This is a genomic window from Lysinibacillus sp. IITD104 (assembly GCF_036698265.2).
Classification (GTDB): domain Bacteria; phylum Bacillota; class Bacilli; order Bacillales_A; family Planococcaceae; genus Lysinibacillus; species Lysinibacillus boronitolerans.
The window spans coordinates 4,133,834-4,158,672 of sequence record NZ_JBAHYH020000001.1; the positions used below are offsets into that span (position 1 = coordinate 4,133,834).

A 24,839-nucleotide genomic window follows, 5' to 3' on the forward strand; every position below is an offset into this window, starting at 1 on the left:
AGAAATGGAGTTACTATCGTATGATAATAATTCCATTTTTTACATAAAATTATTACCTACTTATGTTCAATACAGGTATATTGCCACACTTGTTAATTTAACTATATCTATAAATTAAACGAAAAGACTCTTTCCTTTTCCAACTATTCCATTCATATTAATAAATGATACCTAACAAAGAAAGGAGTTATACCAATAATGTCCAATATCAATAAACATCTTGCTCGCACCTTAGAACAACAGCATAAGAGAAGTGTAAGAGGTTTATTTTTAAAAATTGAAGACTTAAATAATGAATGCACCCAACTAAGAAAACGACTAGAGTCACATATTGATTTGAATGTATATAAAAAACCCATTGATTATGTCAATCAGTTCGTTTCTCATACTACTATTCTCAATTTAAAATTCGTTACGAATACACAGAATTTAGAAGTCGTTGTCTTGCATGCTCTTTTATTATCCTATATTTTAGAAAACACTTACGGCCATGCTTTTGAATATGAAGATAAATTATTAAAAGGGTATATACAAGAAATCTTTACACTAAATGATCATGCCGAAAGACTATTTATGAACCATAGAGAAAAAATGCTTACCTATATTCAAGAACAATCTACATAAAAAAGACGATCTTCGTAATATCAAGATCGTCTTTTGTTCTTTTATTGTAGTCCTTTAATTATAAGAGAGCGCACTGGTAGGAACTGCTCTCCTGTATCACCATAAGTGAGTATTACCTCATCACCCTCCTGTAAATAAATTGCTAAAGGTTCTGTTTCAGCACTCACTAAATAATTTTCGCCATTGTTTAATAAGAAAGATACAGTTGTAAAATCGCCTAGACGTTCTTTATATACACGCAATACCTTTCCGCTAACTTGTTTCTCCTCAGCACTTGAGCTACCATCTACAGTATTTCCTCCTCGACTTAAGGCAGTTTTATATAATTTCAATGCCTCCTTAGGAGTAGTAGCGTAAACGGAAATTTCAGGATTGGCTGCGGACACGATAAAATAGTTTTGTAAGAAACCATTGGAATCTAGCACAGCTGTCAGCCAACTCGCTTCTCCATAAAAGTTATACAACACTGGCATTTCACCATTCCACTTTTTCTCAATGAATTTCTTCTCGATTATTTGTAAATTACCTTGTGAATCCATATAACTTGAGTCTTGATTCCCTGTATAGTATGTTGCATGCCCTGTTCGTGCGTTTGTTAGTGAATAGCCTAACATTGAATCCACACCTTCTTTAGGACTTGTAAAATCTGTAAAGTAATACATATCACCCTTCTCGTCGAAGATTGGGCTAACATTCGATTCTGTTCCTTCATCAGAAGGAATCTTTACATCCTTTTTACCAAACATACTATTCCAAAAACCATGTACATAGTTACCAAAATAACTGTTTTGTAAACTTACTGTCTCTGGTGATACAGCACCATCAATAAATTCAGGTACTTGATCCAGTTTAATTACTTCTGATTTCCCTGTCAGTGCATCGACCAAGACAATTCCTTTTACATCAAAGCCATTACGCGCGGAAATAAATTCACCATATGAGCGAATGTAGTATGGCTTTCCTTCATCATCTACTTCCAGTTGTACGTCACCATAAAAAATAAGGAATGGATGTTGTAAACGAATATGACGTTCTAAATTAGCATTTAAATATGCAGAAGGTACGTATTTCATTTCCTCTTTAATAAATTTAGGATTATCCGCAGAATCTGTAGCACTCATTATGAAGTAACCAGGTGTTGTACTACCGTTCATCCATTTAAAGAATCCCGAAAATTCAACTGGCGCGATATAAACATATTCGCCCTTCACTTTTTGAATTTGTAAGCGTCCTAATTCATAGTAACTCGTGTTTGGCACTTGTCCAAAAGCCTTTTTCATTTTATTACGAGCAAATTTCGGTGGTACACTTGCAGGTGTTTGTGTCTCATCGAATGGTTTTATTTCTACTTCTTCCTTCATTTCAGATGACTTAAATTTTTCATTAGCATTCCATAAAGGTGCTGATAATACATACACAGCTACACCCAGACTTGCTAAAAATAAAAGACCTTTTATTTTCCGTTCGATACCACTTGCTAGCAGAGCTCCCGCCAATGTTAATAAAATAATAGCAGGCCAAAAAACAAGCCAATTTACATCAATTTTTGTTACATATAAAGTAATGCCTGTGGCTAAAAATCCTAATACAAAGATTCCAATAAAAAAGTATCCGATTACCTTTTTCGATTGTCCATCTTCTCGCTTCTTCGTAATAAGCGGTGTCACTAACACACTTGCGATCAATGCAATGACTGCAGAAGCTATCAGTAGCTTAGTCATTTGGTTCATCCTCTCTTCTTCTTTCTCACTACTTACTTTACGGTCACATACTAAAAAAGTTTCATACATACGTTGTACAGAAAGGAATTCTACCATAAATATTGAATTTCAAAAGGAAAGGAGCTGAAAAATTTGTTAAAAAAATTATTAATCGGTGTCATTATTTTATTGGGTCTTTATTATATTTTTCTCTTTTCCCATATTGCGGAAAGTTTAAAACTCATCTTTAAAGTAATTCCAATGTTGCTCATCATTATTTTAGCAGCGATTCAGAAGCCATTACATATTAAAAAATACCAGCTTTTGATTATTGCGGGACTTATTTTTTGTATGATTGGAGACTATACATTGCAGTGGTTTTTAATTGGGCTAACTAGCTTTCTTATCGGGCATATTTTTTATATTTTTGCTTTCTCTACTGCAAATGAGCGGCATATACCAACATGGGCAAAAATACTTTTATTACTCTACGGAGCAAGTATGGCAATATGGATTGCGGGGTCTGTCTTTAAAACAGGCGAAACAATACTTGGTATCGCAGTAATCGCCTATATTTCTGTGATACTTACAATGGGATGGACAGCTATTAAAACTGGATCTACGCTAGCAGCAAGTGGTGCATTATTATTTATTGCATCTGACTCTTATTTAGCTATTAACAAATTTGTCATGCCACTAGCTTTTTCTCATGAAATTATCATGCTGACTTATTATAGCGCCCAATTACTTATTGCTTTAAGTATCCTTCAATATTCCGAAATCCGAAGTAAAGTGTTACAATAATATCAATTATGCCAAGGCATAATTGCGTCTGGGATCTGCTTTGTAAATGCACAAAGAATTTTAACATATACACATTAGGGGGCCATACTTATGAAAGAACAAGTAATTGAGCGATTAATACGCTATGCAAAAATTGATACACAATCAGACTTCACAAGCGATACAACTCCTTCTACCCAAAAACAATTTGACCTATTACATGTTTTAAAAGACGAACTTGCCGAAATTGGTTTAACAGACATTACATTAGATGAAAATGGCTATTTATTTGCGTCATTAGAAGCTAATACAGATAAAGAAGTACCAACTATCGGCTTTTTAGCCCATGTTGATACAGCTACTGACTATACAGGCACAAATGTGAAGCCACAGCGCGTAGATAATTATGATGGTGGAGATATTCCGTTAAATGAAAACTTAGTTATGTCTCCAACTGACTTTCCTGAGCTTAAAAACTATGTAGGTCAAACACTTATCACAACAGATGGTACTACATTATTAGGCGCTGATGATAAGGCAGGAATTGCTGAAATTATGACGGCAATGGAATACCTCATTAAAAACCCTACTATTAAGCATGGTAAAATCCGTGTAGCCTTCACTCCAGATGAAGAAATTGGTCGTGGGCCACATAAATTTGATGTCGCTGCCTTTGGTGCAGACTATGCCTATACTATGGATGGTGGACCTCTTGGTGAGCTACAATTCGAGAGCTTCAATGCCGCTGGCGTAAAAGTAGTTACCAAAGGCACTAGCGTGCATCCTGGTTCTGCCAAAAATAAAATGGTAAATGCTATTACAATGGCCATCGCCTTCCAAAATGAAATGCCTGCTGACGCAGTTCCTGAAAAGACAGAAGGTTATGAAGGTTTCATTCATTTAATGGGCTTTAAAGGGGCTCTTGAGCATACTGAGCTATCTTATATCGTGCGTGACCATGATCGCCAAAAGTTTGAAGAGAAAAAACAATTAATGCGTGATGCTGCAGCTAAAATTCAAGCACAATTTGGTGAGCATGCACTGAGCATTACAATTGAAGATCAATACTACAATATGGGTGAAAAAATTGAGCCTGTAAAAGAAATTGTTGACATTGCACGGACTGCAATGGAAAAATTAGATATTACACCGAATACCCTACCAATTCGTGGTGGTACAGATGGCTCACAATTATCCTATATGGGCCTACCAACACCAAATATTTTCGCTGGTGGCGAAAACATGCATGGTAAATTCGAGTATGTATCCGCTGAAACAATGGAAAAAGCAACTCAGGTTATCATAGAAATCGTTCAGCTTTTTGAACAGCAAGCAAAATAATAGTTTTGAGTGAGCTTATTTCTATACGCATTTACCTAAGGAATCATGAAAAATTTTTATAGCTACGAAGAGAGGTTTTTCCTCTCTTCGTAATTTTTTCAGCCATAATTACTGAATTTTCAAATTACATAAAGGGCTTGAGGCAATAAACTCAGGTTGAGGTGATGTTTATGAAAGAAATTGCATTAGGTATTTTAGCTTCCCTTTTCTTTGCCGTGACATTTATTCTAAATCATGCAATGGAAATGCAAGGTGGTAGTTGGCTATGGAGTGCATCATTACGATATTTTTTTATGCTCCCCTTCTTGCTCATCATTGTCTTTTATCGTAAAGGCTTTTCTCAGCTTTCTGGTGAAATAAAAGCACAGCCTATAGCATGGCTACTTTGGAGCTTTGTTGGTTTTGTCTTATTTTATGCGCCCTTAACATATGCTGCTGCTTTTGGTCCAGGTTGGTTGGTTTCTGGTACATGGCAGTTTACAATCGTTGCTGGTGTATTATTAGCTCCTCTTTTTGTTTCGGTCATTGCTGGTAAAACAGTGCGACAAAAAATACCTTTTATATCTTTGCTTATTTCATGTGTCATTTTAGTAGGTATTTTGCTTATACAAATACCTCATGCACAATCAGTATCGTTTAGAAGTTTAATGCTTGGTATTTTACCTGTCATTGTTGCAGCGTTTGCTTACCCTCTAGGCAATCGCAAAATGATGGAAGTTTGTGGGGGGCGAATTGATACTTTTCAGCGAGTGTTAGGTATGACAATTGCTTCGCTGCCAGCATGGATTATCATGGCTATATATGCCCTTCTTACAGTAGGACTTCCCTCAGCAAGTCAAATGTTCCAATCATTGCTTGTCGGAATTAGCTCAGGCGTTATAGCAACTGTTTTATTTTTCATAGCAACGGATCGCGTAAGAGACCATCAAGGCAAGCTAGCTGCTGTGGAAGCAACTCAGTCAACAGAAATTCTTTTTGTTATTATGGGTGAAGTATTACTATTAGGAATTGCCTTTCCTAGCCCTATTGCACTTGCAGGTCTCGGTGTCATCATTGTTGGTATGCTATTACATAGCTACTATACAATGATTATTGGGAAAAAGAATGCTGTGCAACAAAACACAACTTCCTAGCAGTCCATTTTATGGGCTGTTTCTTTGGCAAAAAAAAAAGACGACTCTATTCTAAATAGAATAAGTCGTCTGAGATTTTCACGTTCCCAAAAAATGAGGGGGGTTTTAGGAGCGTAATCATGAACTAGCAAACTTCTGGAGAAAAGTAGCTAAAGTTCATCCTCTCTACACTGTATTGTAGAGGAGGAATAATCTTTATACGATAATGATAATCATTATCAATTAAAATGTCAATCATAATCTTATAATTTTTTTACTTTTTTAAAAAGATTTTTTTAATGAGCGTCGGTACTGCCATTGCTTCAACTGAAAATGCAGAAAACAGCCTATACAAAAGCCTGCTATTGCGATGGACGATGCGATAACAACCATGCTAGTAAAGATATGACCAACAACCTGCCAATGTAATAGATAACCTAACAAACCCACTGCTAAACAAAGGCTTGCAATACTGGAATTAAATTTTTGTTGCTGAGCATCCTCTGGTATATACACAGATCGAGGCATTGTTAAAAAGAGCTTCCCTACACGAAGTACTGGATTATAGTTACATAAAATACCTAGTAAATTTGCAGCTAGTGGAATTATTAATATCCAGGTAATTCCTGTTACCCATGATAAAATGACACTCAAAAGAATAGTCCACTGGTTCAGTCTAACTAGTGGTCTTGGAATTGTCTGAGGCTGCGACACTCTAAAACCCACCTTTCTTATATGTTTAATGTATTTTACTACATGATATTCCATTTGTGAAGCAAAAATGATTACTTTATAATGATGTTAACAGATGTTCAAAGGAAAAGAGGATAACCATGCCAGCTTTAACAATGGATCAAGTTCAACAATTAAACTCGTACAGTATTTATACAACTGAACCTAAGCGGACTTTATTTACTTTAGCTGATATACATAAAGACTTTTACCATCCTGATTTTTTAAACCTTATGATGGGTATAACAGATGCAGCAACAGAAACAGCCGCTATTTCACACTTTGCACGCCGCTATGGAATGTTTTTTGCGATGCAATTTTATATGCTTGCCGCTTATGATGAAGTATGGGATGGTAAGCCGCTTGAATTGCGTTTTGATGCTGCAAAGGAATTTAACAGCTTTACTGTTGCCATGTTCGCTAATCCAAATGATTGGCGCTACGTTGATGAAGATGAACGTCAAGCTGTTATTGAGAAAATTCTTTACGATGGCCACGTCATTGTCCAACAGCTTCGTAAAGTAACATCCATCTCCCCTCTTACCATTTGGGAAAATTTCTTTGGCTACTTGCTATGGCATTATCATATATTATTATCTAATCCTGGCTTAGCCGACCAAGCCATGGAGGATATTGAGGCTTTAGAAGACCCTAAAACATGGGCACGCTTCTCCAATAAATCTTGGTGGGCTCAATATACAGGTGGCCTTAGCCCGACTAATTTAGTCAATGTTCCTGTAAGAAAGTCATGTTGTTTTTCGAAAGATATCCCAGGTTTAATGGCTTGTGGTTTTTGTCCAATGAAGAAATAATAGAGCCCTATAAAAAAGCCTTACCCCCCACAAATTCATGTGAAAGGTAAGGCTTTGTGCTTTATTTTTCGTATACAACAAACCAATCGTTGTTTTCTTCATACATCGTTGTGCCAAGGAAACCTTGTTTTAAAAGTTGCTGTTGCGCAGTCGTGTCTCCCATTGATATCACTTGTTTTTCAGTGAAGGTCGGGAATATCTCTTGTCGTAGGTCTTTAAAAAAAATATAACGAAGCTTATCTACATATTTAATTTTCAATCCTTTAATAACGAGATCTTGCGAGAATTTATCCTTTAAGCTCGGAATATTATAGGGCTTTACAGTGGAGCATATATAATCGTATTTTTCTAAATCGATATTTTCCATCACTACAGTGGCTAATGTTTTCTGTAATCCGTAACCTCGATATTTTGGTGAAACATTCGATATTTCCTGATATAACACACGTTGAAATTCGTTTTCTGCAATTCCACAATCATAGCCAAGGTGTTCTTCATCAATAGGTGGATTTAACAGTGCACGAAAGGCAATCAATTCTTCCCCTACATAAGCACCTATCATCATTCCATACCCATTTAAAATATACTCAAATTCCTCTGTGCTTAAGGGTTGTAGTATACTTTTGTCTGCTAATGCTTCATAAACCGCAACTTGTAGCTCTTCAACTTGTTGTAAATGCTGGGGCGTTAATTTTATAACAAAAAACGGTGTCTCACCAAGCATACCATCATAAATAATTTCCATATTACGCCTCCTTAGGCTGTGACAACAGTTGAAAACTTACATAATTCTTGGATTACAGCTTCATCCACATCTACACCTAATCCTGGTTTTTCATTTAAGCAAATAAATGGTACATCATAATGTAAGTTCCCAACATCTTTTGAGAATTTTAATGGACCCGTTAGTTCTACACTCGTCATAATCTTCTTAGAGAATGCTACATGGAAACCTGCAGCAGAACCAACTGACGACTCTACCATAGAACCAACTTGACATTCAATACCTGCCATTTCTGCCATCACAGCAAGCTTCATAGCAGGGTAGATGCCACCACATTTCATTAATTTTATATTTACTTTATCTGCAGCACGCTTGGCTATAATTTCACGCATTTCGCGTACGCCTCGTAGTCCTTCGTCAATCATTAATGTCACATCAGACTTTGATTTAATTTCTACCATTCCATCAATGTCTTCACTATCTACAGGTTGCTCTAACCAATCGATATTTAAATCTTTCATAGCACGTAAACCTTGTAATGTAATGGCTGCATTACCCCATCCTTGATTTACATCCACTCGAATAGCAATGTCTTCGCCTACTCGTTCACGTACCGCTTTAATACGGGCTACATCACGAAGTACCTCTGTACCTACCTTCATTTTAAAAGAACGATAGCCCATTTCTACTCGGTTAGCTGCCTCTTCTGCCATTGCTTCAGGTGTTCCAATACTTAGTACATGTGTGATTGGGAATTTTTCATGATAACGCCCCCCTAGAAGTTGGTATACAGGTACCCCTAGCGCTTTCCCAGCAATATCGAAGCAAGCAATATCAATAGCTGCTTTTGCTGCTGGTACATCTTTCACAACTTTATTCATTTTATCGTGTAGCTTTTCAAAGGCCATTGGACTTTCCCCAATAATAGCCGGGACAAGCTGATGTTTCAGCACAGCATATGTGCTTTCCCATGACTCACCTGTTACATGTTCATCAGGAACTGCTTCACCATACCCTACCACACCTGTGTCGGTAGTTACTTTTAAAATAATGGAAGGCATTGTATCATATGTAGCATAACTAATGATGAATGGATCAATTAGCGGTAAATGTATAGCAAAAATTTCTACTTGTTTAATTATCATCGTAATCAGTCTCCCTTGTCGTTAAAGTTGTCGCTAATACGTCGCTAAATGTTTAAAAAAATAGAAAAGGACGGATGCCCATGTCTACCAAAATAGCGATTATATGTTCAAAAGCATTTATGAAGCGTATTATTAGTATCGCACAAAACATAACCGATATTCAATTAGAATTTTATCTTTACAGCCACCCCTCTGAAGCACCTACTTTAATGAAGCAAATAAAACCATGTGATGCAATATTATTCGGAGGAACGTTACCCTATTTACACACTCAATCATTATTATCAGAAGTACCAATACCTTGGAATTATATTAAGCAAGATGAAACAACCATTTCTACAACATTGTTATCATTAGTAGCCAAACATGCAGTGGCAATCGACAGGATATCCATCGATGTAATGAATCCTGCATTCGTTGATAATGTTTTAGCAGAAATAGAATTTCATGGTCAAAAGCCATATGTTCAGCATATTTCGATTACTGAACCAACTGAGAATATTTTAAAACGCCATATCGCCCTATGGAATTCAAAAAACATTGATTTTGTCATTACAAGTATTCATAGTGTATTTGATGAGTTACAAGCACTTCAAATACCATCCATGCGTATGTTAGATGCTACCAAGTCGATTATCCAATGCCTTGAAGAGACAAAATCCAAATCACTATTAACGAAGTCAGAAGCTTTTAAGGCTGTAGTGGGTCTTTTAGAAATCCCTAAAGATTGTTCCATTGGATCAACTGTATTAAGTCAAATTACGAAAGCTACCTTTTCAACTTTTAAGCAGATTTCAACACATTCCTTTGAGCTATACACAACTGCTGGCAATCTGCAAAATGCTCTAGAAAAGGACAACCTAGAACAGCTCATACAGCAAGTTGAACAACCATTTAAGCTAGCATTCGGCTATGGTTATTCCATTTTGGAAGCTACACAAAATGCACAGCATGCTTTAACATTTACTAAACCTTTTGAGATTTATATTCTTGATGAACATAAAAACTTATTAGGACCTTTCCCTAATACAGAAGGTAAAGTTTCTCTGAAAACGGATGATCCCTATGTTTTACATATGGCTAAGCTTACAAGTTTAAGTCCATTAAATATTTCTAAATTAATTAATTTCAGTAATGAACGACAGTCAGCTCAATTTACATCTCAAAATCTTTCTGAATACCTCCAAGTAACACGACGTACTACCGAACGTATTATCAAAAAATTAGTTGATAATGGTTATGTAAAGATTGTTGGTGAAGAAATGACCCATCAGCAAGGACGTCCTCGTAAAATTTATCAATTGAATTTTTCAACTTACTAAACTACCTCATAAAAGAATTCTCGTAGATACACATGAATCTACGAGAATTTTTATTTTAGTCAGCCATTACCAAATTATCCGTATTTTCAGCCTCTTGTGCCTTTTTATGCTTCTCAGCTTCTGCTATTTCTTCTGGTGTTAATTTAACAATAGCAAATCCAATATATCCATAAATAATAGAAATAATCGGTACAGTAAAGTTAAGAATTGCATATGGTGCATATTCCATTGCACTTACACCTAAAGTAGCTAAAATAAACACACCACAAGTATTCCAAGGGAAGAAAACAGATGTTAAAGTTCCCCCATCCTCTAATGCACGAGATAGGTTTTTAGAATGTAAACCACGTTGTTGATAGACACCTGCAAACATACGTGAAGGTACAACAATTGAAATATATTGCTCAGAACATGTTGCGTTAGTTGTTACACAAGCTGCTATCGTTGAAGCAATAAGGCTTCCTGTAGATTTAGCAAACTTCACAATTACATTCATTAGTGCCTTTAACATTCCTGAATACTCTAAAATACCACCAAATGTCATCGCAACGATTGTCATTGAAACCGTATTCATCATAGAGTCTAAACCACCGCGGTTAAATAAATCATCCACCATGTGATTACCTGTTGAGATTTCAAAGCCTGCTTGTAATGCTTGTACAGCACTTGCAGCTGAACCACCTTGTACAAAAATCTGAAGTAAGAAACCTGAGACAATTCCAATTATTAAAGCTGGAATTGCTGGCACTTTCTTAGCCACCAATACAATAACGCCAACAGGAACTAGTAATAGTAAAGGAGAAATAACGAAGCTTTCTTCCATCACTTTTAATGTTGTCAAAATTTCTTCAGATTGCATTGAAACTTCTGCAAATTTTCTACCCATGAATCCAAAAACAACAAGTGAAATAATCAACGCTGGAATCGTTGTATAAAGCATATGCTTAATATGAGCAAATAGGTCTGTACCTGTTAATCCCGCTGCTAGATTCGTTGTATCTGATAATGGTGACATTTTATCTCCAAAGTATGAACCCGAAATAACTGCACCAGCAATCATAGCCGCTGGAATACCCATACTTAAACCAATTCCCATACCTGCGACGCCAATTGTTGCCATTGTAGACCATGAACTACCAATAGCTAATGACACGATTGAACATAACAGCATGATTGTCACTAGGAACCACGCTGGAGAAATTAACTTTAGACCGTAGAAAATCATTGTTGCTACGACACCGCCGCCAATCCATGCTCCAATTGTCAAACCTACTAAAATAATAATAACAATGGCAGGTAATGCCAGACGTATCCCTTTATACATCATCTCTTCAATTTCTGCCCATTTATATCCATGCATTTTGGCCACAATTGCTGCTACAGTTGTGCCTACAAGAAGAGGTACGTGAGGACTTTGTTCTAAAACAACTACTGTAATCAACATAGTAATAATCATAATTGCAAAAGTTAGTAGTGCCCAGCCCGCATTAATATCCTTTTTCATTTTTCCATCCCCTTTTTTTGCACCAAATTCCATTTCGGTTTTTTCAAGACGCAAATAATTTTTTACGTTTTTTAGCTTAATATTCAAAAAATTAAAAGTCAACGCAAAAAATTTATGCTTCCCTAGCAAATCCCTTTATTTTAGCGTAATAAAACGCTTTCAAGTAGCAATAAAAAACAATGCAAACCCTTGAATATCCATGCATTATTAAAAATGTTCATGCAAAAAAAGCTAGATGAAAAAATAGTTACATTTTTTCATCTAGCTTTTAAAAAATTTTTTATTCAGGCTTTTTTTCTAATACACATGCAAGCACTTTCGCAGCATCAATTAAGGCACTACGATCAAATGTCATTTTAGGGTGGTGTAATCCTGGAGTTAAATTTGCACCAATTCCAATCATTGCTGCTTTTAGCTCCGGCTTTTTAACTGTATAAAAGTGGAAATCATCACTACCTGGTGTAGTTATTTCATCCGCTAAATGCTCTTCCCCCAAAGCTTCAATGATGGCAGTCTTCGCCATGTTCGCAGCAACCGAGGAAACTTCAGCACCTGGTGTGAAATCTATCCAATTCCAACTCATATTAATTTCAAATTGTTGCTGTATCGATTTCAATCCAGACTCAATTTTACTGCGCAGCAATTCAAGTTGTTGATTATGTTGTGCGCGAACATCCATCGAGAAACAAGCATTTCCAGGAATAATATTTGTACTACCACCATCCGCAATAATTTTTGTTAACTTAGCAGAATGCGGTTCAAATGGTGATAAATGAATACTGTGTAGCATTTGTTGCACGGCCATAATTACATCAATGGCATTTTTACCTTGATGTGGTCTAGCCCCATGTGCATCAATACCTTGAATAGATCCCTCTAAAAAATAAGCAGCACCATGATGAATGGCAGGCGAAACTTTGCCAAGTGGTAATTCTTCTATTGGTCTTAAATGAACACCAAATAAATGTGATACGCCATCAACTGCTCCTCTATCAAACGTTGCACATGCGCCATTTCCTAGTTCTTCAGCAGGTTGGAAGATGAAACGAACACGATGTTGTAAGGAGCGATCTTTCAGTAGTAATAATGCACCAAGAACCATTGAGATATTCGCATCATGTCCACACGAATGATTGGCTTGCCATTTCCCATCAACTTCCTGCCATAAAGCATCAATATCAGCACGTACTGCAACAATTTCATTACCTGTCCCAATTTCAGCTATTAATCCAGGTATATCACCTAATAAACGATAACTAACATGTAATTCATCCAGTATGGAAGCAATTTTTTTAGTAGTCTCAAACTCTTTCCAACTTACTTCAGGATATTTATGAAAATGATCAAACCATTGATAAATCGTTTCTTCTACTGTTAAAGCTTTTGACATAATTACACCTCTATACGCATTTTTGTTTCCCATTATACATGAATCTTTTTCAGAAAAGTACATATGTCTTCAGACCTAACCCACTTATTTAAATTATATAGTACATACATATGCGCTGAAAAAACCCTTTATCAATAGAGGTATAAAATACAATGGGCTATGCTAAAAGTTAATACACTTTCAACATAGCCCATCAAATTCTCATTATAAACTTGTAAAAAACCCTTCTGGATACTCTTCATACTGAATGTTCACCATTTGCTCCTCATTTTTCTCTTCCTCGTCACGTAAATCAAATTCTTGATCCATTAAATACGTTTCAAACTTTGAATTTAACAACTTCCCCATCGTATCACTCCTTATTAATTGAATTTTCTGATAAAAGGATTATACAATAGGTTTTTAGTAAATTGCAATAAATTATATACATTATGCATTATAACTATAAAACCTATCGCATTTTTAGATTAAATCACAGGTTTTTTCTATTTATTCCCAAAATAAAAAAACTGTATCTTTTAACGTTCAGATACAGTCTCATTTTTCATCCTATTGAATGACTCCACAGGCTATTCTTGCTCCAGAATTACCAGCAGGATCTGTTTTATAATCATCCGCTGATTCATGAATGACAATAGCACTTCCATCACTATCTAATAGCGAATTAGGTTGGTCTTTTTGTAAAGTTAACCCTTCAGCTAAAAAGTTAAGATCCACGTTGCCATCTTCACCAATTTCCAAATTTGGTAAGTCTCCTAAATGATAGCCATTAGGATTTAATTTACCATGTTCCTTTTTTGTTGGATTAAAATGGGCACCAGCTGATTCAAATTTAGGTGGTTCACACTTCCCTACTTCATGAATATGGATACCATGTGTGCCTGGTGGTAAGCCTGTTAACGCGAGCGTCATCATAACGCCGTTATCTTCCTCTTGAAGATATGCATTACCATAGCTTTCATTATTAGCACCAATCACTTTTGCAGTAGCTGTTAAAGGGGAAGAAGCATTGACAGCTACTTTTTCCTCTTTCTTATCAAAAAAACTGCAACCCGCAACAAAAATTAGTAAAGAAAGGCCCATTAAGCTTATTTTTTTCATAAAAATACCTCCTCTCTTTCTGATGATTTCCAATTTCTTCAGTACTTATGCACAATTAATCAATTACGCATCTATAATGGCTCCTATTATTAGAGCTTGAATAGAAAATTCAACCAAGATAAAAGGGATTTCCTAAAGTTTAGGAAATCCCTTCCATAATTAATTTAAGATTTTTACCGTTACTGTTTTAACACCCCATTGAAGTGCTTGTCCTTCAGTAGGGATAAATACATCAATTTTATTACCTTTAATAGCTCCTCCTGTATCAGCAGCGATTGCTTCACCATAACCTTCCACCCAAACCTTTGTACCAAGTGGAATAACTCGTGGATCTACAGCGATTACTTTTAAATTAGGATTAGATCTTATATCTGTTCCATTTGCTGTAATTCCTGAACAACCTTCACAATAGGCTGTATAGGCCGTAGCACGCATTGTTAATGTTTTGCCAGATCCTGTCGCTGGAGCACTTGCAGGTTTTGTTTTAGCCGATGTTGCAGGCTTGGCAGATGCAATCCCCACGGATGTTTTTGGTGCTGGTTTTGCAGCGGAAGCTTTAATAGCTAGCGATTCACCAGCTAAAATTAAATCTGACGCAAGGTGATTCCACTTTTTTAAATCATCTACTGTTACGTTATTAATACGAGCTATTGAAAATAATGTGTCACCACCCTTGATAACATATTCATCTCCCGACGGTTCTTCTTCTTTTGACGTGTCTTTTACTAAGTCTTGCTCTGGATAAAACAATAATGAATCCATTTCATTTAATTGCTGGAACTCACCTACAGTTAAATTATAAATTTGCGGGAGTGCCCATAATATATTGCCCGGCGATTTGTCCTTAGCAAAAGAAGGACTAGCATAGAGACTTACACCAAATGTCAATACCACTGCTAAAGCTAATGCTCTTTTCTTCATGTTTAGTAATACCTCCATCATTTTATTATTTGTTGCAAATCTGTTGCTAGCACACTAGAGTTGAATGCTCTATTATGTAAGCAACAATAAGTTTGCAAATTAATAACTCAGGACTAGCTGCCTGATATTAGGAATTATTACTATAAAAACGGAAAAATATACAATTTTAATTAATTTTTTAGTAAATTAATCAATTTGTTGCGTATATATCTATAATTTAGTAGGGCGGTTTAACCTTTATCATATTAGATGTTTGCTATTTTTTAGCTGATACAAAAATAAATCGAGCAATGGAAATAAGAGCTCTTTCTAAGACCCAACAAGCTTTTAATTGAATTATTTAGAAGACACGAAAAAGCATGCTAGTACCGTACACTAGCATGCTTTCATACATTCATTTAATAATCATTTGTCTCATATTTCTAACAACACATAAACAGTTTCTTCCTGATTGTTTAGCCTTATATAAAGCATGATCTGCAATTTCTATCAATTGATTCGGACTCTGGACATTTGGTGTAAAAGCCGTAATTCCAGCAGACATGGTTACAGGTCTACCACATGCAGTTTCCTGTAAAGCTTGTTTAATCCGTAAGTTTTCTGCCAGTTGGACTGCAGCATCTATGTTCATGGAAGGTAAGATGACCATAAACTCTTCGCCGCCATATCTAAAGCACAAGCCTTGATCCTTTATGCTGCTTTGCATATGATTAGCAAAAGCCTTTAGAACCTCGTCCCCAACTGTATGACCATATGTATCGTTTATACTTTTAAAATCATCTAAATCAATTAAGATGATCGCATGTGGCACTTTTTGAACAATCAACTCATGTAAAGTTTGATCCATTCTTCTTCGATTAGGAATTCCAGTCAATGCGTCTAGATTCAATTGCTCTGTTAAATCTGTAATTTTACTTTCGGAACAAATCATCATATTTTGTACATTACTTTTCAATAATTTTACTTCGTAATACCAATCAGTAATATCCTCTGTTCCTTGCAATGTCTCCCCTATCTCTATTCTTGTTGCAAGATCCTTAAGTGGTCGGGTAATTTTTTTCGCTAACCATATAGCTAACCCTAATACCACAACTACTACTATAATAATATGAATAATGGTTTTCTTAATTAGTAAACTAAAAGAAATAGCTCTTTCATCAAGTAAAGTATCTACTATTTGCTCCATATATGGTTCTAATGAACGATCATCTTTCACAGAACCTTGTAAATAGTCTGTAGTAAGTGTGGAAACTTCCTTTACATAGGTTTCTTTCATATCCTTTTTATTTTCCTGCAAAATTTCATTAAAATTTAAATAGCTACTCCAAATACTAATACTAGATGCCGCGAGTACAACTATTATCGCCATACTAACTATAAGAAACGATAACTTTAACTTGAATTTACCCACAATAGATCATTTCTCCCATTGAGATGATTTTTTCGTTAAATTTTATCTTTGTTTCAACTCAAACTTCATATATTTATTCAATCATCATACGCCATGTCTCTTAAAAAATACTTAAAAACTAATAAATTCTCCCCTATTCTCAATACAGCAAAAAAATAAATCGAACTATAATACCCATAAAGTTCAATTTTTTTAGTCTTAAAGTTCTTATTTAAATTTAGAGTGAAACTAGTGATTTATTGCTCCTAACCCTTGTTCATAAATTCATTTGCTCACTACTTTATTTGTATCTTTGTTTTTACGTTTAGAATCATCCGATTGTCCATATTGCAAATAAAAAAGGATATATACTATCTCTATTTGTTTTGAGGTGGCTCTTCCCAAAGTTTCAAGTTACAATTCTTCTATAGATTTTTGGAAACGAGGGTACATTATACATATAAAACAAAGGAAGGATGGTAGGTATGTACAAAATATACATAATAGAAGATGATGCAAATATAGCTTCACTGATTGTCGAGCATTTAGCTAAATATCAGTTTGAATGCTATACTGTACAACAATTCCCACACATTATTGAAGAATTTAACATTATACAACCACACCTAGTCATAATGGATATCAATCTCCCCACTTACGATGGCTATTTTTGGTCACGGAAAATCCGTCAACTCTCAACATGTCCCATCATCATTGTCTCTGCCAGAGTAAATGATATTGATCAAGTATATGGAATTGAAAATGGTGCCGATGACTTTATCACAAAGCCATTTTCATTGGATGTCTTCATGGCAAAAGTAAATGGACTACTTCGACGTACCTATGGTGAATACGCATTAACCGAGACAACAACTATAACAATAGCGAATACTACATTAAATCCAGATACAGTTCGTCTTCAAACAACAGGCAATGAGAGCCTGTTAACGCTAAAAGAAATGCAGCTAAGTAAGTTATTATTCGAAGCTTACCCTAATGTAGTACCTCGTCAAAAGCTTTTAAGTGCTATTTGGGATGATGAAACCTTTGTTGAGGAGAATACTTTGTCTGTGAATATTGGTCGGTTACGGAGAAAATTGGAAGCCGTACACTCTCAACTTGAGATTAAAACAATTCGTGGTCTCGGTTATCAATTGGTGGAGGAAGGTAAATGAAGCTATTCTTTCGAGATCATCTTAGTATCATTATTCTCTATAGCATAAGCTTTCTTCTACTACCTTGGATTATTCATGTATTAGATGACCTATCCTCACATTATGCCTACTTTATTTTTCTTGTCAGCTTTCTATTTATTCTATGGCTACTTGGTCGTTATTATCGAAGAAGAAAGTTTTATCATCATTTACAAAAAAACATCAAAACGCAGGATGACCTTCATTTATTTGAACCACGTGCAGCTATTGAGCAATACTATAGTGAAAAGCTAAGACAAATACAGTATTTATTTTTAACCCAACAACAAGGATTGGAAGAACAGGCACATGAGAAGCAACTAGTGCTATCACATTTTGCACATCAAATGAAGACACCTTTATCTGTTATTCAATTAATCGTTCAAGCTACGTCCAATAAGACCAATGACGAATTGCAGCAATGGCATATTATCAATAAAGAGTGCAATAAATTGACATTTACCCTCAATCAGTTATTAACGTATGAGCGCACATCTCATTTAGTAGCTGATTTAAAAATTGAACCTATTGTTTTAAAGGGACTCGTGCAAGAAGTCATCAATGATTTGAAGGATTTCTTTATCATAAGAGAAGTTTTTCCAAAGCTGACGTTTGCTGAAGACCAAATCATTTATTCAGATCGAAAGTGGTTAAAAATTGTACTTTATCAAGTATTAAATAACGCCATTAAATATAGTGAAATGGCAAACACCATCCATATTGATTATGAAAACGAAGCTTTACACATAACAAATCGTGGTGAGACCATCCCTACTAGCGAAATAGCACGGGTCTTTGATTTATTTTATACAGGCATAAAGGGACGAACGAGTGGCGAAGCAACAGGTATAGGCTTATATTTAGTGAAAAAGATTTTAACTACGTTAGAGCATCCCTTTACTTTACAATCTTCTGAGCATATCACTACTTTTTCCATTCGTTTTTCAAATAGTCTTAAAAAATGAAGATGACAACTTTGTCATCTTCATGTCATCAAGAGAAATAGGTTATATGCCGCTCCTTTTCTATACTAAAGTTATCTAATGACCATAAAGGAGTTGTTTTAATTTGGGCAACACAATACTTCAAGTAACCAATTTGCACAAGGAATACATCGGTGAGATCACCTATAAGGCGTTAAATGGTATCGATTTTCAGCTACGGCAACAGGAATTTGTAGCTGTCATGGGACCTTCAGGTAGTGGGAAAACAACATTTTTAAATAGTGTATCCACTATTGATCGTCCTACAGCTGGCGATATTGTCATAAACAATCATAATCCATACGCATTAAATGATGAGGAGCTTGCTAAATTTAGACGCTCTGAACTAGGTTTTGTTTTTCAGGATTTTAATCTTGTCCATACATTAACAGTGAAAGAAAATATTTTATTGCCATTAACGCTAGATAGCCTTCCTGCTTCAAAAATGCATCAACGTTTAAAGGATGTCGTTCAATTTCTCGGCATCGAGGAACTATTGCCTAAACGGATTTATGAAATTTCGGGTGGACAAAAACAACGAGTAGCCATCGCTCGTGCCGTTATACATGAGCCGAGTTTATTGTTAGCAGACGAGCCTACAGGAAACTTGGACTCAAAGGCTGTCAATGATGTCATGAACTTATTTTCCTCAATTAATCAAGAGCTTAATACAGCTATTCTCATGGTGACACATGATCCTTATGTAGCAAGCTTTGCCAATCGCATTATTTTTATTAAAGATGGAAAATTATACAACGAAATACATCGAGGCAACAACCGCAAGCAGTTTTATCAGGAAATTATGGACACGCTTGCTTTTCTAGGTGGTGGACAGCATGAGCTTTAACCATATTGTGATTCAAAATATTTTACGTGACAAATGGACATATGTTTCTTACTTCTTGAGTAGTATGTTTTCCATAATTATTTTCTTCCTATTTTCTGTTATCGTCTTTCATCCAAATTTACAAAGCCTAGATCCAGACTCTACACTTGGAATTTCTTTGATGCTAGCTAGTATGCTCGTTTATTTATTTTCTTTTATCTACATCACCTATTCAATCAGGTCATTTTTACGTAAAAAGACCAAAACTCTAGGGATATTTATGATTACTGGGGCTTCTATGAAGCAGATTCGTAAGCTTGTCTTCCGAGAAAATTTCTTGATTGGCATATTAGCTATTCTGGCAGCTATCGTTCTCGGCCTTGTCATTACACCTCTTTTCTTAATGGGTGCAAAAGTCATTTTAAAAGCAGAAACATTTGGTATGTACATGCCTCTTCAAGCAATTGGCTTAACCATAGGCTTATTTCTGCTTTTATTTGTGGTGATATCGACACTCGTTACGAGGTTCATTAATAAAGAAGCATCTATCCAACTCTTAAAAAGTGATACAGTTATCGAGAAATCCATTAAGCCACATTATGTGGTATTAATACTAAGCATTTTGATGACTGCCACTTTAGCTTACTTGCTAAAAATCGAGCATTCCATTGTAGACACTTTAAGTGTTCTTTATTATCTGTTATTTTTTATTAGCATTCTTAGTACGATTTATTTAGTCATCACACAAGGTTTTCGTTTGTTTTTGAAAATATATGAAAGGTCTCCTGCCTATCATCAAAAAACAAATATGCTGTTGGCATCCAATTTAAATGCAAAAATGAAATCACATGCAAATATGCTGTTTCTAATTACCATCCTATTAAGCGGTGTCTTTCTATGTACAAGTATTTTATTTAGCTCTTATTACAATGTAAAACAGGATAGTGAAGAGAATTATCCATATAGTTTTCAATACATTGCTGATCCAAAAGCTGATGACAATATGGTAAAGACTGATCTTGATTATCTTGAAAATACTTTATCAACGGTTCAAACTCACAAGTATTTTATTGAATTTAAATCACACGAAGCACAACGAATTGGCTATATGGCATTATCGGATTATAATCTGATCCAGCAGCAGAAAAATGATCTAGGTAAAGATGAGTTTATTGCCGTCGCTGGAAGCCGCGGTATAGCGCCAATAACAAACACTGCCGGCGATCTGTATATAAAGACTTTTAAACTAGCCAGCACACATGAGCAAAACCTGCTCTCTACTGGCTTCCAACAAAGTTATTTCGTTGTATCTGATGACATTTACGATACCATTGACTATCCCGTCTATAAAACCTATATCTATGAACTAGAGGATTGGACAGCCCATACAGATTTGGCGAAATCGATTACCAATGACTTACCCTCTTTACCTGGAGAACGTTATGTAACATCCAAAATTGATTTGTATAACTCAGAGATGTTTGTCAAAAGCGTCATGTTCTTTATCGGCTCCATGTTAAGTCTAATTTTCTTAAGTGCAGCCATGAGTATATTGTACTTCTATTTACAAACAACATTACAACAAGAGAAAGAAAAGTATATTGGTATCCGTAAGTTAGGACTTTCTAGAAAAGAATTAGCTACTGTAATTGCTAAAGAATTGGCGATCCTTATTTTTGTACCGTTCACCATAGCTATCACACTCTTGCTAATTACACTTTTGGCTATGCGATCAATGGTTTCTACAGCATTTTTACAAGTTTCCATGGCCAGCTCTTGTTGTTTCTTTGTGCTTTTCCTCATTAGCTATGTATTAATTCGAAAAAGTTATTTTAAACGCTTAGTAAACTAAAAAAATCGCACTCCTTAAGGGGTGCGATTTTTTCAAAGTGTTGAAAAACAAATCAATAAATAAAATCTTTATGAAAGGTGAAAATGTTTCAAATAAATTGAAGGTGTTAACTACTCATTTTAGTGAGGAGTGTCATCACTTCTCACATTGAAAATAAAAGCCCTAATTCAAATAATGGGTTATTTGATCTGATCGATGCTGCTGATAAGGAAAAGACGCTTCTGCAGAATGGTTGATTGGAGTGGAGCCAACGTAAGTGAGTGAAGTGGCTCATCGGACGCCCCCTGGAAAGGACGCTGGCGGAACGGAAATCAATCTCTCGCCTTGTGAAAAGGTCTTTTTCTGCAGATGACAGTATCTTTTTTACCAAAGAACGGGCTTTGCTACCATCAGCCAAAGCATAATAAGCAATAATAAAATATACATCCATGTTTTTCGATGTAACAGTGAAACAAATTGTTGATGGTTATATGCAGGCGTGTTAAATGTGCGCAACGTCGGTTTAAACGCTCTCGCTAGAAATACAATCGATGCAAACATCACGAGGAATGTTAATACAATCCATGAGGTATTCCAATGATAGCCTGCATACCACATTAACAAAATACCCGATGCTACTAGTACATGCCCTGAATGTTTTACGAGCGCAATGGCACCCTTAAATGCTTCTATATATGGTGACATGTCATCAGTGGAAGCTGTGCGCATTTTTTTTACAATGGTTAGTACAACAAACAAAGGCCCAATCGAAAGAATAGCACTTAAAATATGTATATAAAGAAGAAGTGTATAAATGGAAAACATGCTGTGTACTCCCCTTTTCATCAGTCCCCTTCATTATAGCATTCAAGCTGAATCTACTTTATCAGCAATTGTGAATCCTTTGTAAACACAGCCTGAATCATTGTTAAATTGTTTGAAAACCGTATAAAGAGGGTATTGTTTATAGTAACATGCACTTATAGAACAAAAAGGAGTGATTTTTATAGGAATTCACCAATTTTTTACAAGCCTTAATGATTTAGAGCGTATTATTCGTTGCCCAGGTCGCTTCAAATTTGAAGAGCACAACGTGGCAGCCCATTCTTGGAAAGTGTCCCAATATGCGATGTTTTTCGCAACATTAGAAGAAATGCACGGTGCAACAGTTGATTGGAAATCTTTATATGAAAAAACGATTAATCATGACTTTGCTGAAGTATTTATTGGCGACATCAAGACACCTGTAAAACATGCTAGTCCAGAGTTAAAGCAAATGCTAGCACACGTGGAAGAAAAGATGATGGAAAAATTCATTATCAATGAAATCCCACAAGAATTTCAGGCTATTTTCTTTGAACGGATGAAAGAAGGAAAGGATCAGACTATAGAGGGTCGGCTACTTGAATTTGCAGATAAACTAGATCAATTTTATGAAGCTTTCGCAGAATTAAAGCGCGGCAATACTGACAAAGAATTTGTCTATATGTATCAATCAGCCCTTTCAAAACTGTTGGCGATTCCACTTGAAGCGACCGTCCAATATTTCCGCACAGAAATTTTAAAGGACGCAGTAAAGGAAAAAACACATATCGATATTCAAGCATTAACAAATGAAGTATTAACATCAAACTAATAGGGTGCATGTACAAGTTTTCCGATTGAAAAATTCACGGAAGGCTTTTTTTATTTTCCACAAAAAGTCGTATAATGAGGATAGATTGAATGGAGGGAAAGTATTGTCACAGGAATGCTCAATTGTAGAAGATTTATTACCTCTTTATAAAAAACAAATGCTTCAAGCATCAACAATAGAATTTGTTGAACAGCATCTAACAACTTGTCAGCAATGTCAGAAGCTTGTAGCCAATTCATCAACTCAGAACGCATACTTACCCATGAAAAGAACAGTATCCTTTTTTCATATCATATTTATTGTATTATCCTTTATGTTTGCCATTAACTCGTCCTTACTCGGCAATCAAAAGGGCTTTGTCATCTCATATGCACTTTTCGGCTGTCTTTCTTACCTTTTCTATAAAAACATCTGGATTGTCTTTATCATAAGCTCTGTGCCTGTATTCGTTTGGGCTATCATTAATAATCTTAATAATGAGCTCTATATTACAACCTTCTCCTTAACAGAAATAGGAACGCTTGTGATTGGAGCTGGCTACATTGCACTTTTACATACCATTTTCGCCTTAATTGGCGCAGCTTTTGCCATTCTATTACGTAGGGTTTTTCACTAAACAAAAAAGCACCTTGAACTTTTTTTACCAAAGTTGAGGTGCTTTTTTGCTTGTTAGGCCTTTTTCACAAATTCTGATTTTAATTTCATGGCACCAAAGCCATCAATTTTGCAGTCGATGTTATGATCGCCTTCTACTAGACGGATACTTTTTACCTTTGTACCAATTTTTAAAGTGGAAGAACTGCCCTTCACCTTTAAATCCTTAATAACAGTAACTGAATCGCCGTCAGCTAACAAATTACCATTTGCATCTTTTACAATAAGTGCATCTGATTCCTGTTCAGTTGCCTCCATACTCCATTCATGCGCACATTCTGGACATACATAGTTGGCTCCGTCCTCATACGTATATTCTGAATGACATTTTGGACAATTTGGATAAGCTGCCATTTCCGCTTCCCCCTTTTACATATTTGCTAGGAAAATCCTCTTTATGCTCCTATCTTTACATAGTCGACCTTAATTAGCAAAGGTTGTTCGTATTTTCCGTTCGCATTTGTGAAAAAAATATGAAGCATCCGTACCTTTTTGAAGGTATTTCAAGATGCTCATTACGCTATTTGGAACACTTGCCCATTGACTAATTTGCCATTATCATCTTACTTGCATGTTTATCGTTCATGCTTTATTATATCCATAAAGGCTGCATTGTTCGTATAATATTAAGTTTTAACCTTTAAGCTGTAAAAGGGAGTTTTATTATTGGAGTTGGAATGACGGGCCTCACACTACGGTGCATGAGGATAAGCAGGAAAACTTCTGCGAACACCCACTTTGAGGAGTGGTGGTTTAAAACTTTCTATAATAACTACGGCATACGCGGCTTTTACTTAAATAGTGTTATATCAAGGTTTCTACAGCATCTTAGCCAAATTGGTTAAGGTGCTTTTTTCATCCCAAAATAGCCAATGGGGTTAAATTGGGGTTAAACCTCATTATAATTATTGGTAATTAAAACTAAACACTTGTTTATCTCCGCACAATATATACTCTCATACGAGGCTCAATATACAGCTTTTTATCAACAGGTTTACTAACACTTGTGGATGCCTTTTTAAATTTCATTTCCTCATATTGATCTTCCAAATCAAAAATCGTTAATTGTCCTTGCTGCTCCATGTATTCAAAATGAGTCATATACTAGTCCCCCT

At 35.6% G+C, this 24,839-nt stretch carries 25 protein-coding genes and 1 other RNA gene; 13 read left to right on the top strand and 13 right to left on the bottom strand.

Annotated elements, in window-relative coordinates; genetic code table 11:
* Positions 1 to 198: 198 nt before the first annotated feature.
* Positions 199 to 624 (top strand): hypothetical protein, encoded by a 426-nt coding sequence (locus V1L66_RS20780; protein ID WP_258860732.1) that lies wholly within the window; start codon positions 199 to 201, stop codon positions 622 to 624.
* A gap of 41 nt (positions 625 to 665) precedes the next feature.
* On the opposite strand, the gene V1L66_RS20785 is transcribed toward V1L66_RS20780, so the two are convergent.
* Complete coding sequence (locus V1L66_RS20785) at positions 666 to 2,345, bottom strand: hypothetical protein (RefSeq protein WP_016994436.1); 1,680 nt, start codon at positions 2,343 to 2,345, stop codon at positions 666 to 668.
* 132 nt (positions 2,346 to 2,477) lie between these two features.
* Between V1L66_RS20785 and V1L66_RS20790 the strand changes: the two genes are divergently transcribed.
* The 3 genes from V1L66_RS20790 (at position 2,478) to V1L66_RS20800 (ending at position 5,581) form a co-directional block, all read left to right on the top strand.
* Positions 2,478 to 3,128 (top strand): lysoplasmalogenase, encoded by a 651-nt coding sequence (locus V1L66_RS20790; protein ID WP_333005596.1) that lies wholly within the window; start codon positions 2,478 to 2,480, stop codon positions 3,126 to 3,128.
* Positions 3,129 to 3,218: 90 nt separating this feature from the next.
* Complete coding sequence (gene pepT / locus V1L66_RS20795; protein ID WP_333005597.1) at positions 3,219 to 4,448, top strand: peptidase T; 1,230 nt, start codon at positions 3,219 to 3,221, stop codon at positions 4,446 to 4,448.
* Between the two features lie 170 nt (positions 4,449 to 4,618).
* Positions 4,619 to 5,581 carry a multidrug resistance efflux transporter family protein gene (locus tag V1L66_RS20800; protein WP_036078053.1) on the top strand — a complete coding sequence of 321 codons (963 nt, stop codon included), beginning with the start codon at positions 4,619 to 4,621 and terminating at the stop codon, positions 5,579 to 5,581.
* A gap of 261 nt (positions 5,582 to 5,842) precedes the next feature.
* Here the strand turns inward: V1L66_RS20800 and V1L66_RS20805 are convergent, their stop codons facing one another.
* The gene (locus V1L66_RS20805) at positions 5,843 to 6,274 is read right to left on the bottom strand and encodes a DUF4395 domain-containing protein (RefSeq protein ID WP_333005600.1); all 432 of its coding nucleotides are present in this window, start codon (positions 6,272 to 6,274) and stop codon (positions 5,843 to 5,845) included.
* A 119-nt stretch (positions 6,275 to 6,393) separates the two neighbouring features.
* On the opposite strand from V1L66_RS20805, the gene V1L66_RS20810 reads away from it, so the two are divergent.
* On the top strand, positions 6,394 to 7,104 hold the full coding sequence (locus tag V1L66_RS20810) for a hypothetical protein (RefSeq protein ID WP_036078049.1): 711 nt from the start codon (positions 6,394 to 6,396) through the stop codon (positions 7,102 to 7,104).
* A gap of 61 nt (positions 7,105 to 7,165) precedes the next feature.
* On the opposite strand, the gene V1L66_RS20815 is transcribed toward V1L66_RS20810, so the two are convergent.
* Entirely contained in the window at positions 7,166 to 7,849 is a 684-nt protein-coding gene (locus V1L66_RS20815; protein WP_333005603.1) for a GNAT family N-acetyltransferase, read from the bottom strand.
* 11 nt (positions 7,850 to 7,860) lie between these two features.
* Positions 7,861 to 8,973, bottom strand: coding sequence for a mandelate racemase/muconate lactonizing enzyme family protein (locus V1L66_RS20820; RefSeq protein WP_036078045.1), 1,113 nt, complete (start codon positions 8,971 to 8,973; stop codon positions 7,861 to 7,863).
* A gap of 80 nt (positions 8,974 to 9,053) precedes the next feature.
* On the opposite strand from V1L66_RS20820, the gene V1L66_RS20825 reads away from it, so the two are divergent.
* Complete coding sequence (locus V1L66_RS20825; RefSeq protein WP_016994426.1) at positions 9,054 to 10,295, top strand: hypothetical protein; 1,242 nt, start codon at positions 9,054 to 9,056, stop codon at positions 10,293 to 10,295.
* Between the two features lie 55 nt (positions 10,296 to 10,350).
* Here the strand turns inward: V1L66_RS20825 and nhaC are convergent, their stop codons facing one another.
* The 6 genes from nhaC to V1L66_RS20855 all read right to left on the bottom strand — a co-directional run bounded on the left by nhaC (position 10,351) and on the right by V1L66_RS20855 (position 16,622).
* The gene (gene nhaC / locus V1L66_RS20830; RefSeq protein WP_026023485.1) at positions 10,351 to 11,799 is read right to left on the bottom strand and encodes a Na+/H+ antiporter NhaC; all 1,449 of its coding nucleotides are present in this window, start codon (positions 11,797 to 11,799) and stop codon (positions 10,351 to 10,353) included.
* 280 nt (positions 11,800 to 12,079) lie between these two features.
* Entirely contained in the window at positions 12,080 to 13,189 is a 1,110-nt protein-coding gene (locus V1L66_RS20835; protein WP_036078042.1) for an amidohydrolase, read from the bottom strand.
* Positions 13,190 to 13,393: 204 nt separating this feature from the next.
* Positions 13,394 to 13,537 (bottom strand): hypothetical protein, encoded by a 144-nt coding sequence (locus tag V1L66_RS20840; protein WP_333005607.1) that lies wholly within the window; start codon positions 13,535 to 13,537, stop codon positions 13,394 to 13,396.
* 201 nt (positions 13,538 to 13,738) lie between these two features.
* On the bottom strand, positions 13,739 to 14,290 hold the full coding sequence (locus tag V1L66_RS20845) for a superoxide dismutase family protein (RefSeq protein WP_016994420.1): 552 nt from the start codon (positions 14,288 to 14,290) through the stop codon (positions 13,739 to 13,741).
* 159 nt (positions 14,291 to 14,449) lie between these two features.
* Positions 14,450 to 15,211, bottom strand: a complete 762-nt coding sequence (locus tag V1L66_RS20850; RefSeq protein ID WP_016994419.1) for a 3D domain-containing protein — start codon at positions 15,209 to 15,211, stop codon at positions 14,450 to 14,452.
* Positions 15,212 to 15,605: 394 nt separating this feature from the next.
* The gene (locus V1L66_RS20855; protein WP_258860725.1) at positions 15,606 to 16,622 is read right to left on the bottom strand and encodes a GGDEF domain-containing protein; all 1,017 of its coding nucleotides are present in this window, start codon (positions 16,620 to 16,622) and stop codon (positions 15,606 to 15,608) included.
* 464 nt (positions 16,623 to 17,086) lie between these two features.
* Between V1L66_RS20855 and V1L66_RS20860 the strand changes: the two genes are divergently transcribed.
* The 4 genes from V1L66_RS20860 (at position 17,087) to V1L66_RS20875 (ending at position 21,455) form a co-directional block, all read left to right on the top strand.
* Positions 17,087 to 17,776 carry a response regulator transcription factor gene (locus V1L66_RS20860; protein ID WP_333005610.1) on the top strand — a complete coding sequence of 230 codons (690 nt, stop codon included), beginning with the start codon at positions 17,087 to 17,089 and terminating at the stop codon, positions 17,774 to 17,776.
* Positions 17,773 to 18,759, top strand: coding sequence for a HAMP domain-containing sensor histidine kinase (locus tag V1L66_RS20865; RefSeq protein WP_333005611.1), 987 nt, complete (start codon positions 17,773 to 17,775; stop codon positions 18,757 to 18,759). The genes V1L66_RS20860 and V1L66_RS20865 overlap by 4 nt, the downstream gene beginning before the upstream one ends.
* 103 nt (positions 18,760 to 18,862) lie before the next feature.
* Positions 18,863 to 19,624: an ABC transporter ATP-binding protein gene (locus V1L66_RS20870; protein WP_016992178.1), complete on the top strand. Its 762-nt coding sequence runs from the start codon at positions 18,863 to 18,865 to the stop codon at positions 19,622 to 19,624.
* On the top strand, positions 19,614 to 21,455 hold the full coding sequence (locus tag V1L66_RS20875; RefSeq protein WP_333005613.1) for an ABC transporter permease: 1,842 nt from the start codon (positions 19,614 to 19,616) through the stop codon (positions 21,453 to 21,455). The genes V1L66_RS20870 and V1L66_RS20875 overlap by 11 nt, the downstream gene beginning before the upstream one ends.
* A gap of 363 nt (positions 21,456 to 21,818) precedes the next feature.
* Here the strand turns inward: V1L66_RS20875 and V1L66_RS20880 are convergent, their stop codons facing one another.
* Positions 21,819 to 22,259 carry a DUF2269 family protein gene (locus tag V1L66_RS20880; protein WP_016992176.1) on the bottom strand — a complete coding sequence of 147 codons (441 nt, stop codon included), beginning with the start codon at positions 22,257 to 22,259 and terminating at the stop codon, positions 21,819 to 21,821.
* Positions 22,260 to 22,431: 172 nt separating this feature from the next.
* Here V1L66_RS20880 and V1L66_RS20885 point away from each other — a divergent pair, with 172 nt between their 5' ends.
* A complete protein-coding gene (locus tag V1L66_RS20885; RefSeq protein WP_333005614.1) occupies positions 22,432 to 23,070 on the top strand; it encodes a YfbR-like 5'-deoxynucleotidase in 639 nt (212 codons plus the stop codon).
* A gap of 103 nt (positions 23,071 to 23,173) precedes the next feature.
* Positions 23,174 to 23,686, top strand: a complete 513-nt coding sequence (locus V1L66_RS20890; RefSeq protein ID WP_016992174.1) for a zf-HC2 domain-containing protein — start codon at positions 23,174 to 23,176, stop codon at positions 23,684 to 23,686.
* 53 nt (positions 23,687 to 23,739) lie between these two features.
* On the opposite strand, the gene V1L66_RS20895 is transcribed toward V1L66_RS20890, so the two are convergent.
* Positions 23,740 to 24,078: a zinc ribbon domain-containing protein YjdM gene (locus V1L66_RS20895; protein ID WP_016992173.1), complete on the bottom strand. Its 339-nt coding sequence runs from the start codon at positions 24,076 to 24,078 to the stop codon at positions 23,740 to 23,742.
* A gap of 247 nt (positions 24,079 to 24,325) precedes the next feature.
* Between V1L66_RS20895 and ssrS the strand changes: the two genes are divergently transcribed.
* A non-coding RNA gene (gene ssrS / locus V1L66_RS20900) (6S RNA) lies at positions 24,326 to 24,518 on the top strand.
* 139 nt (positions 24,519 to 24,657) lie between these two features.
* On the opposite strand, the gene V1L66_RS20905 is transcribed toward ssrS, so the two are convergent.
* On the bottom strand, positions 24,658 to 24,825 hold the full coding sequence (locus tag V1L66_RS20905; RefSeq protein ID WP_333005615.1) for a hypothetical protein: 168 nt from the start codon (positions 24,823 to 24,825) through the stop codon (positions 24,658 to 24,660).
* Positions 24,826 to 24,839: the final 14 nt, after the last annotated feature.